The organism is Actinomadura sp. SCN-SB (assembly GCF_043906805.1).
Classification (GTDB): domain Bacteria; phylum Actinomycetota; class Actinomycetes; order Streptosporangiales; family Streptosporangiaceae; genus Spirillospora.
Genome location: NZ_JBIMPP010000016.1, coordinates 121,821 through 131,738, shown reverse-complemented (window position 1 = coordinate 131,738; position 9,918 = coordinate 121,821). Strand labels below are relative to the sequence as shown.

Below are 9,918 nucleotides of genomic sequence, written 5' to 3'. Positions count from 1 at the left end.
TCCAGCAGGCGAGGCTCGTCGCCGTCGGTGCGGATGCGGTGCGTGTACCGGCCGGCCCAGATCGACAGCACCTCACGGTGCTCGAACAGGACGAAGTTGGAGCCGATGGTCACCGATCGTTCGTCCTGAGCGACGAGTTCCAGGTTGGTGATGAGGCGCCGCATCACCGACGGCGGTGTCTGCGCGTGCCGGAACCCCGAGTTGAGCTGCCGCACCCGGCTGGCCAGCCGCTTACGGTTGTCGTAGATGTAGGAGAGCTGCTTCGCGGGGTCCTGATCGTGTTCGATCGGAACCCAGTAGATGGCCTCGTCGTCGTCCCAGAGGCCCTCCCACTCGGAGTAGCGCGACTCGTCGGCCAGCCGCGCCTCGCGGTAGATGAATCCCGCCCAGGCCGGGTCGATCCCCTCCGCCGGGACGGACGGCCCGTCCAGGAGGCCGGCCGCGCCCGCGGATGTCGCCGTAGACGTCATTTCGCCTCTCCCATCACGCTCTGCCATTGCTTCCAGAACCCGCGCTGCGGGGTCTCGGCGCTCTTGTCGTAGTTGACCGTGCCGGTCTCGTTGGCGATGTCGGACTCCACGCCCCGGCTCAGCTCGAGCCATTCGGGCTGGTGCGCGGCCAGGCCGCGCTGGTTGCGTTCGGCGATCTCACCGTCGTCGGCCAGCAGGAAGCCCGCCGGGCCGAGTGCGCCCTCGGTCCGCCGCAGCGCCTTGCGGTTCATCTCGGGGGCGCCGTCCAGCAGGGCGGGCGTGTAGTGCGCCACGGTCTCGCCCGGCGCCAGCGGCTCCACCATCATGATGTTCAGCTCGGCCAGGAAGAGGTTGGGGAAGATCAGCGTGTGCGGCGGGCCGAGGACCAGCGTGCGGTGCGTGCGCTCCGGGCCGTAGGCGGCCTCCATCGCGGCGATGTACTCCGGCATGCTCTCCCGCGGCGCGCGTCCGAACCAGACGAACTCCTCGTCGAGCCGGGTGTACTCCTCGGCGTAGTCGATCTCGGTGTGACCGCCGCCCAGGTCCCGGACCAGCACCTGCACTTTGGACGGGACGTGCGAGACCTTGGCCGGCCGCACGGCGTCGTAGACGGACTTGTGGGTGAACAACGCGTGGTAACCGTCCACGTTGTTCTCCATGATCATCTTCCAGTTGCACCGGTTGTAGTGCTTCATCCAGCCCGCGGTGAGGGTCAGCTCGCCGGTGGGGGACAGGTCGCACAGCCGGTCGATCGCGCCGGTGGCCCGGCCCAGGTGCTCGGCCAGGGAGATGTCGGTGCCCTCCAGCGAGGCGAACACGAAGCCGCGGTAGGAGTCGACGCGGGCGGCGGGCGCCAGGCCGAGACGGTCCTTGACGTCGTCCAGGCGGTCGGCGTAGCCGTCCTTCATCGGGACGGCGACCAGCGAGCCGTCATTGCCGAACGTCCAGCCGTGGTAGTGGCAGCGGAACGAGTTGGCGTTGCCGCGGTCGGCCGAGCACAGCCGGTTGCCGCGGTGCGCGCAGCGGTTGTGCAGGACCCGCACCTGGCCGTCGCGGCCGCGCGCGATGATCAGGGGATCGCCGCCGATCCGGCGCGTCACGTAGTCGCCGGCCTCGGGCACCTCGCTCTCGTGCGCGACGTAGACCCAGCCCTCGCGGTAGATGCGGCGCATCTCCAGGGCGAAGACCTCCGGCGAGGTGTAGACCGAGCCGTGCACCCGGTCGGGGCGTATCAGCCCGCGCACGTCCTCGGGCGCGAGCGGGCGGCTGTCCAATGCGGTCATCAGCATGCCTCCATGGCCTGGGTGACAGGGTCAGTCGAGATCGGCGGCGGGCAGCGCGGTTCCGCCGACCGTCCGGAAACCGATGCGGACCGGGTCGCCGATCCGGATCGGGTGGTCGGTGGGGCGGGTCGTGGTCATCACGAGGCGGTGCCCGCTGCCGAGTTGCACGTCGAGGACGTGGTAAGGGGAGCAGGCGCGGATCAGCGACGGCTCCCGGCGGTGCACCCGTGTGACGGAGTGGACGCTTCCCGCGGGTTCCACGTCCCGCCAGTCCACGTCGGCCGCCCCGCAGGAGTCGCACACGTCCTGTTCCAGTTCGAGGACGGCTCCGCACGCGCCGCAGAACGGCAGCGCGAGCCGTCCCTCGGCCGCGGCGGCGTACAGCGGGGCGAGGGCGCCGCCCGTCGAGGGCGCGAGCACGTCGTCCGCCAGCCAGTCGGGTTCGATCATGCCGCCTCCCGGTCGAGGACGAGGAAGGCGTGGTGGTCGACCCGGCCGCCGATGCCGGTGACCAGCACGGTGCTCGCGTCCGCCACCTGGCGGTCGCCGCCGTGCCCCCGCAGCTGGACGATCGCCTCCGCGAGCGGGGTCATGCCCTGCAGGTAGAAACCCGACAGCTGGCCACCGCCGGTGTTCATGGGCAGCGTCCCGCCGGGCGCGGTCGCGCCGGATCGGACCAGTGCCCCGGCCTCGCCCTGCCCGCAGAAGCCGTAGGTCTCCAGGAGCGACAGCGTCACGATGCTGAACGGGTCGTAGAGCTCGATGGCGTCCAGGTCGTCGCGCTTGCGCCCGGCCATCGCCAGAGCGCGGTCGAGCGCGCCCGCCGTACTCCCGTCGGCGCTCTCACCCGCGGGCTCGAACCAGGACTCGTGCGGGGCCCGGCGGCGGCGTGCCGGGTGCCGCTGCGCCATCCCGCGCACGTGGACGGGTGGGTGCGCGCCCGCCGGCACGGCCGGATCGCCGACGATCACGGCGACCGCGCCGTTCACCGGGCGGGCGCAGTCCAGCACGCGCAGCGGCTCGGCCACGATCCGGGCGGCGAAGTAGTCCTCGCGGGTCAGCGGCTCACGCATCACCGCGTCCGGGCTGCGCGTGGCCCAGGCGCGGCAGGACAGCGCGACGGCGCACAGGTCCTCTTCGGAACCGCCGGTGATCTCCAGGAAGCGGGCGGCGGCCAGGGCGTAGGTGGGCACCGAGCCGAGCACGCCCGAGACCCTTTCCAGACCGCGCACTCCCTCGTGTCCGCCGCTGTGCGCGTAGGTGGTACCGGCGGAGCCGCCCGGCCGCAGCGGCGCGTCGCCGAAGACGCAGGCGACCGTGCGGGCGAGCCCGGCGCGCACGGCGAGCACCGCGTTCTGGATCATGACGGCGGTGGTCACGCCCTTCATCTCGACGTGCTCCAGCAGGACGAGATCGCCGAGCCCGCCGCGGCGCGCCAGCGCGACGCCGAGGCGGTCGGGCCGCACGCCCTGACTGGATCCGACCAGCAGGCCGTCGATGTCGCCGAGCGCCAGCCCGGCATCCCGGACGGCGGCGGCCAGCGCCCGGTGCGCGAGGTCCTGCGCGGTGCCGCCGGGTAGCAGCGACATCTCGGTCATGCCGAGGCCGATGATCGCGGGCTCAGAGACCGGCATCGGCGGCGCCTCCGGCGGCGTCGTGCCCGGCCGTGGGCCGGTACTGCCCGACCAGCAGCCAGCCGAGCCGGTCCCGGTCGTCGGCCTGGGTGAAGCTGGCCAGCTCCAGCGGGTCGATCAGGATCCGCCCGCCGCCCTCCAGATCCTCCACGCGCAGCCTGGGGGTGTGTCCTCTGTGGTCCACCGAGACCCGTACGGAAGCGAACTCATTTGTCAGAATCGCCTCTTCGGACAGGGGTGCTCCGGTCCCGTTTCGACCCTGGTTCATGGCTCACTTTCCCTGTTTAAGCGCGATGACGGCCTGTACTGGCAGTCTAGGAGGCTGGCCTGGTTCCGGCTAGATCTAGACGACACATCTGTCAGATACTATCGTCGCAGGGGCCGGGCCTCGCCGGATCCCCGGTGTGGAGAGGGAGAGAACGTGACGGAGCAGGCAGTGACGGCCGCCGAGTACCGCAGCATCTGGACCGAGCTGCGCGATGTCGCCTTCACCCAGGGTTGGCTGGAGGCCGGCGGTGTGCGCACCCGCTACGTCGAGGCCGGAGCGCCCGGCCTGCCCGCGCTCGTCATGCTGCACGGGACGGGCGGCCACTGGGAGACCTTCGTCGCCAACCTCGGCCCGCTTTCGGAGCACTTCCGGTGCGTCGCGTTCGACATGGTCGGCAACGGCTTCTCCGGCAAGCCCGACCGCGACTACGAGATCCCGGTGTACGTCGAGCACGTCGCCGGCGTCATGGACGCCCTGGGCATCGAGCGCGCCTCGCTGATGGGCACCTCGCTCGGGTCGTGGGTGGCGGCGCGGTTCGCCCTCACCCACCCGGAGCGCGCCGACCGCCTGGTGCTGATGTCGCCCGCCGGCCTGCTGGCCACGGCCTCCAACATGGCCCGGGTCCGGGCCGAGCGGACGCGTGCGGTCGAGCAGGCCGACTGGGACTCGATCAAGGCGGTGTTCGTCAACCTGATCGCCGAGGAGTCCAACCGGATCCCGGACATGATCGCGCTGCGGCAGTCGATCTACCGGCTGCCGGAGACCAGGGAGGCGCTCGACCACGTGCTGATCCTGCAGGACGCCGCGGTCCGCGAGCGCAACCTGATCTCCAGGGAGGAGTGGGCCGCGATCCGGTCCCCGGCGCTGGTGGTCGCCTCCGGCAAGGACCACAACGAGTACCAGAGCACCGCGCGCCAGGTGGCCGCGCTGATGCCGGACGCCGAGGTGCTGGAGATGCCGCACGTCCGGCACTGGCCGCACTTCGAGGACCCGGGCACCTTCAACGCCGCCGCCCTGCGGTTCCTGCGCGGGGAGTGAGCCGCCGTGACCGAGCAGACCGAGCAGGCCGAGCAGGCCGAGCAGACCGGACGGACGATCGATGACGCGCGGGCCAGGGAGATCGCCGTCCTGCTGCGCGAGGCAGAGGCGTCCCGCGTGCCCATCCGCCAGCCGTCCCTGGACGACCCGGGGTTGACCATCGAGGACGCCTACGCCGTCCAGCGCGCTGGCGTCGAGCTGAAGCTGGCCGAGGGACGCAGGCTGCTGGGCCGCAAGATCGGGCTGACCTCGCGGACGATGCAGCAGGCCGTCTCCATCGACGAGCCCGACTACGGCGCCCTGTACGACGACATGTTCTTCGACGACGGCGGCGACGTGCCCTACGACCGGTTCATCCGGCCGCGCGTCGAGGTGGAGCTGGCCTTCGTGCTCGGCGACGCGCTGAAGGGTCCGGGCTGCACGAAGTTCGACGTGCTCCGCGCGACCGAGTACGTCACCCCGGCCCTGGAGATCTTGGACGCCCGCGTCCAGATGGCCGACCCCGAGACCGGCCGTACCCGCACCATCGTCGACACCATCGCCGACAACGCCGCCGACGCCGGGATCGTGCTGGGGGGCCGCGTCGTCCGGCCCATGGACGTCGACCTGCGCTGGGTGTCCGCCCTGCTGTACCGCAACGGGGTGATCGAGGAGTCCGGTGTAGCGGCGGCGGTGCTGAACCATCCCGCCAACGGCGTGGCGTGGCTGGCCAACAAACTCGCACCGCACGGTGTGCCACTCGAGGCGGGGCAGGTGATCCTGGCGGGCTCGTTCACCCGGCCGGTGCACGCCTATGACGGTGACGCCTTCCACGCCGACTTCGGTCCGCTGGGCAACATCACGTGCCGCTTCGTCGGAGAGCGGGCCGATGCAGGCGCCTGAGCGCAACGCGTTCGCCGCCGCCCTGCGCGCGGGGACGCCCCAGATCGGGATGTGGGTAGCCTCCGGCAGCCCGCTGGTCGCCGAGATCTGCGCGGGGAGCGGCATCGACTGGCTGCTGATCGACTGCGAGCACGCGCCCAACGACCTGCGTTCCCTGCTGCCGCAACTGCAGGCGTGTGAGGCGTACGACGTGCACGTCGTGGTCCGGCCGCCCGCCGGCGACGCGGTGCTGATCAAGCAACTGCTCGACCTGGGCGTGCGGAACCTGCTCGTCCCCATGGTCGAGTCGCCGGAGCAGGCGGCGGACCTGGTGCGGGCCACCCGCTACCCGCCGGACGGGATCCGGGGTGTGGGCAGCGCGCTGGCGCGGGCCTCGCGCTGGAACCGGATCCCCGGGTACCTCGGCCGCGCCGATGAGGGCATCTGCCTGATGGTGCAGATCGAGTCCCAACGCGCGCTGGGTGCGCTGCCCGAGATCGCCGCCGTCGAGCACGTGGACGGGGTGTTCGTCGGCCCGGCCGACCTCGCCGCGTCCATGGGTCATCTCGGCAGGCCCGACCACCCCGACGTGGTCGCCGCCGTCGACAAGGCGATCGAGACCGTGGCGGGGCTGGGCGCGGTGGCCGGGGTCAACGCCTTTCAGGAGGACCGCGCACGGCACCTGCTCGGCCTCGGCGCCCGCTTCGTGCTCGTCGGGGCCGACGTCACGCTCCTGGCCAAGGGCTCGGAAGACCTCGCAGCCCGGTACCGGGACCGCGGCCCGTCCCAATGAGGAGATGGAGATAGACCATGGAACGCCTGGCGATGACGGTGGGCGCGGAGAAGCGTCCCGGCGCGTCCACCTTCACCTCGATCGACCCCTACACGGGGGAGCCGTGGGCCGAGGTGGCCGAGGCCACCCGGGAGGACGTGGCCGACGCGGTGCGTGCCGCGCGCACGGCCTTCGAAGGCGACTGGGGCGCCATGCCCGGCCGGGAGCGCGCCCGGCTCCTGCGGCGGCTGGGCGAGGTCATCACCGAGTCCGCCGACGAGCTCGCGCTGTGCGAGACCCGCGACAACGGCAAGCTGCTGCGCGAGATGTCCGGCCAGATCCGCGGGCTTCCCGCCTGGTACGACTACTACGCCGGGCTCGCCGACAAGATCGAGGGCCGGGTGGTCGACACCGGGCGGCCCGACTTCTTCGGCTACGTCACCCGGGAACCGGCCGGGGTGGTCGCGGCGATCCTGCCGTGGAACTCCCCGCTGCTCCTGCTGACCTTCAAGCTGGCCCCGGCGCTGGCCGCCGGTTGCACGATGGTGGCCAAGCCGTCCGAGCACGCGCCGGTGTCGATCCTGCGCTTCGCCGAACTGCTGGAACGGGCGGGCTTCCCGCCCGGGGTGTTCAACACCGTCAGCGGCGCCTCCCGGCAGGTCGGGGAGTGGCTGGTCGCCGACCGCGGGGTGGACCGGGTGTCCTTCACCGGCTCGGAGGCCGCGGGCGCCGCCGTGGCGGGCGCCGCGGCGGCCCACTTCGCGCCCGCGACGCTGGAGCTGGGCGGCAAGTCGGCCAACATCGTCTTCCCCGACGCCGACCTGGAGGCCGCCGCCAACGGGGTGATCGCGGGCATCTTCGCCGCATCGGGCCAGACCTGCATCGCCGGTTCCCGCGCGCTCGTCCACGACGAGGTCTACGACGAGATGGTGGAGCGGATCGCCGCCCGCGCCGAGACGATCGTGATGGGCGATCCCAAGGAGGCGGCCACCGAGATGGGGCCGATCTGCTTCCCGGGCCAGCTGGAGAAGATCCGCCGCTACATCGACGCGGCCCGGTCCGAGGGCGCGACCATCCGCTCCGGCGGCGGGGATCGCGGGCTGGGCGGGCTCTTCGTCGAGCCGACCATCGTCACCGAGGTGTCCGCGGACTCGGCGGTCTGCCAGGACGAGATCTTCGGGCCGGTGCTCGGCGTCCTGCGGTTCAAGGACGAGGCCGAGGCCGTCGCGATCGCCAACGACTCCCGGTACGGCCTGGCGGCGGGCGTGTGGACGTCCGACCTCCGGCGCGCGTTCCGGGTGACCGGGGCACTGCGCGTCGGGACGGTCTGGGTGAACGCCTACCGGACTCTCAACTACGCGATGCCGTTCGGCGGCGTGAAGAACAGCGGGTTCGGCCGCGAGAACGGGGCCGAGGGCCTGAACGAGTTCCTGGAGGAGAAGGCCGTCTGGATCGAGACCACCGGCAACACCCGTGACCCGTTCGTCCTGGGCTGAGCCGGTGGCGACACAGAAGTTGGTGGTGTGCACCAGCCACAGCCCAGGCATGGAGCGCGACGTCCAGGAGGTCGAGGGATCGGGCTTCCGGGCGGGCCTGGCCGAGGCGCGCCGGATCGTGACGGAGTTCGCCCCCGACCGGGCGGTCGTCTTCGGCGGTGACCACCGCCGCGCCTTCGTGCAGGTGGTGCCGGCGTTCGCGGTCTCGCTCTCGGCGGGGATCATCGCCGAGGGTGGGCATCCGAGCGGCGAGCTGGACGTGCCCGCCGCGCTCGCTGGAGAACTGGCCGAGCACCTGCTCGCAGCCGGATACGACATCGGCGTGTGTCGCGGAGTGGAACTGGACCACGCCTTCGCTCAGCCGCTGCGCCGCCTCCTCGGAGGTATCGACGCGGTCCCGGTCGTCCCGGTAGCGATCAATTGCGCGACCCCGCCACTGCCGGGCGCCGCCCGCGTGCAGGCCTTCGGCGGCGCGGTCGGGAAGTTCCTGGACACCCTGCCCGGCCGCACGCTGATCATCGGCAGCGGCGGGCTGTCGCACTCGCCGCCCAGCATGGAGGCGGCGGCGCACGATCTCGGCGACGAGGAGCGGGCCCGTCTGATCGCCGAGGGGCTCCCCGCCGCCCGGCTCAAGATCCGTCCTGACTGGGACCGGGCGGTGCTGGCCGCCCTCGCCGAGGACGACCGGAACGCCCTCGCCGACCTGGTCGACCACGCCACCGAGCGGGCGGGCGCGGGCGGTCATGAGGTGCGCACCTGGCTGGCGGCCGCGGCGGCGGGCGGCGGCGCGCTGGCCACTGTGGCCTACGAGCCGGTGCCCGACTGGATCACCGGCATGGGCGTGGCCGCGTCGGTGCCGTCATGACCATTGACGACGCCCCCCGCACCGGCCAGGAGCCGCCGCTCGGCGCCTGGCGGCTGCCCGACGAGCTGGTCGAGCTGCGCGACACCGTCCGGCGATTCATGCGCAACGAGGTCGCGCCCTTGGAGGAGGAACTTCCGCACGACGCCACTGGCCTGGACGCCGGCCGCCTGGCGCCGCTGCAGGAGAAGGCCCGCCGCATGGGCCTGTGGGCGCTGCGCACCCCTGCCGAGTTCGGCGGCGCGGGGCTGGGTGTGCTCGGGCAGGTGGTGGTCGCCGAGGAGGCCGCCAAGTGCCGGATGGGTGCCTACTTCCCGGCACTGGGCGCGTTCGGCGGCGACCCGCCCAGCGTGCTGTTCCAGGCCTCGCCCGAGCTGTTCGACCGGTACGCCAGGCCGATGATCGAGGGCGCGCCGGGCAAGGCGTTCACCGCGATCAGTGAGAGCACCGGCGGATCCGACCCGGTCCGCGCGATCCGCTGCCGCGCCGAACGGCACGGCGACAACTACGTGATCAACGGCGAGAAGATGTGGACCAGCCATGTGACGGGCGCCGATTGGGGCGTGGTCTACGTGCGCACCGGACGGCAAGGTGACCGGGACGGCATCAGCTGCCTGCTGGTGGAGACCGGCACGCCCGGCCTGACCACCCGGCCGATCGGCGTCCTCACCTCGTTCTCCCCGCACGTCCTGCATTTCGAGGACGTCAGGGTGCCCGCCGCCAACCTCATCGGCGCGGAGGGCCAGGGGTTCGAGCTCGCCAGCGACTTCCTGGTCGCGAGCCGGATCGTGTACGGCGCGGGGCCGGTGGGCATCGCCGACGCCGCGCTGCGGATCGCGATCGACTGGGCCCGCGAGCGGGAGACCTTCGGCGTCCGGCTCAAGGACCGCCAGGCCGTGCAGTGGATGATCGCCGACAGCGAGATCGAGCTGCGCGCCGCCCGGCTGCTGATCTACCAGGCCGCGTGGAACGCCGACCTGGGCCGCGCGGTCCGGACCGACGCGGCGATCGCCAAGCTGCACGCCACCGAGGCGGCCTTCCGCGTGGTGGACCGGTGCATGCAGATCCTGGGCGGGCTCGGCGTCTCCCAGGAGCTCCCGCTGGAGCGGTGGTTCCGGGATCTGCGGGTCAAGCGGCTCGGTGAAGGCGCGACCGACATCCAGCGCATGGTCATCGCCCGCGACCTGCTCGGCTGAACCCACCACGAGGGGTCGCAGGCGGCACAAAGGAAGGG

The 9,918-nt window shown here is 72.2% G+C and carries 11 protein-coding genes; 6 read left to right on the top strand and 5 right to left on the bottom strand.

Annotation, left to right across the window (positions count from 1 at the left end; genetic code table 11):
* The 5 genes from ACGWYJ_RS13655 to ACGWYJ_RS13635 form a co-directional block, all read right to left on the bottom strand.
* Nucleotides 1-470 (bottom strand): aromatic-ring-hydroxylating dioxygenase subunit beta (locus ACGWYJ_RS13655; protein WP_395106290.1); only part of this gene is annotated, 470 nt, incomplete at its 3' end.
* Nucleotides 467-1,753: an aromatic ring-hydroxylating dioxygenase subunit alpha gene (locus ACGWYJ_RS13650; protein ID WP_395106289.1), complete on the bottom strand. Its 1,287-nt coding sequence runs from the start codon at nucleotides 1,751-1,753 to the stop codon at nucleotides 467-469. The genes ACGWYJ_RS13655 and ACGWYJ_RS13650, both read right to left, overlap by 4 nt.
* A 30-nt stretch (nucleotides 1,754-1,783) precedes the next feature.
* A complete protein-coding gene (locus ACGWYJ_RS13645; protein ID WP_395106288.1) occupies nucleotides 1,784-2,203 on the bottom strand; it encodes a Zn-ribbon domain-containing OB-fold protein in 420 nt (139 codons plus the stop codon).
* Entirely contained in the window at nucleotides 2,200-3,387 is a 1,188-nt protein-coding gene (locus tag ACGWYJ_RS13640; RefSeq protein ID WP_395106287.1) for a thiolase family protein, read from the bottom strand. Before ACGWYJ_RS13640 ends, ACGWYJ_RS13645 begins: the two co-directional genes overlap by 4 nt.
* On the bottom strand, nucleotides 3,374-3,571 hold the full coding sequence (locus ACGWYJ_RS13635) for a hypothetical protein (protein ID WP_395106286.1): 198 nt from the start codon (nucleotides 3,569-3,571) through the stop codon (nucleotides 3,374-3,376). The genes ACGWYJ_RS13640 and ACGWYJ_RS13635 overlap by 14 nt, the downstream gene beginning before the upstream one ends.
* 237 nt (nucleotides 3,572-3,808) lie before the next feature.
* Here ACGWYJ_RS13635 and ACGWYJ_RS13630 point away from each other — a divergent pair, with 237 nt between their 5' ends.
* Genes ACGWYJ_RS13630 through ACGWYJ_RS13605 form a run of 6 tightly spaced genes read left to right on the top strand, consistent with a single transcriptional unit; the run spans nucleotide 3,809 to nucleotide 9,880 of the window.
* On the top strand, nucleotides 3,809-4,693 hold the full coding sequence (locus ACGWYJ_RS13630; protein WP_395106285.1) for an alpha/beta fold hydrolase: 885 nt from the start codon (nucleotides 3,809-3,811) through the stop codon (nucleotides 4,691-4,693).
* Nucleotides 4,694-4,699: 6 nt separating this feature from the next.
* A complete protein-coding gene (gene hpaH / locus ACGWYJ_RS13625) occupies nucleotides 4,700-5,575 on the top strand; it encodes a 2-oxo-hept-4-ene-1,7-dioate hydratase (RefSeq protein WP_395106284.1) in 876 nt (291 codons plus the stop codon).
* Entirely contained in the window at nucleotides 5,562-6,347 is a 786-nt protein-coding gene (locus ACGWYJ_RS13620) for an aldolase/citrate lyase family protein (RefSeq protein ID WP_395106283.1), read from the top strand. Before hpaH ends, ACGWYJ_RS13620 begins: the two co-directional genes overlap by 14 nt.
* A 17-nt stretch (nucleotides 6,348-6,364) precedes the next feature.
* The gene (locus ACGWYJ_RS13615) at nucleotides 6,365-7,822 is read left to right on the top strand and encodes an aldehyde dehydrogenase (RefSeq protein WP_395106282.1); all 1,458 of its coding nucleotides are present in this window, start codon (nucleotides 6,365-6,367) and stop codon (nucleotides 7,820-7,822) included.
* 4 nt (nucleotides 7,823-7,826) lie between these two features.
* Nucleotides 7,827-8,687: a 3-carboxyethylcatechol 2,3-dioxygenase gene (locus tag ACGWYJ_RS13610; RefSeq protein ID WP_395106281.1), complete on the top strand. Its 861-nt coding sequence runs from the start codon at nucleotides 7,827-7,829 to the stop codon at nucleotides 8,685-8,687.
* Complete coding sequence (locus tag ACGWYJ_RS13605) at nucleotides 8,684-9,880, top strand: acyl-CoA dehydrogenase family protein (protein ID WP_395106280.1); 1,197 nt, start codon at nucleotides 8,684-8,686, stop codon at nucleotides 9,878-9,880. Before ACGWYJ_RS13610 ends, ACGWYJ_RS13605 begins: the two co-directional genes overlap by 4 nt.
* Nucleotides 9,881-9,918: the final 38 nt, after the last annotated feature.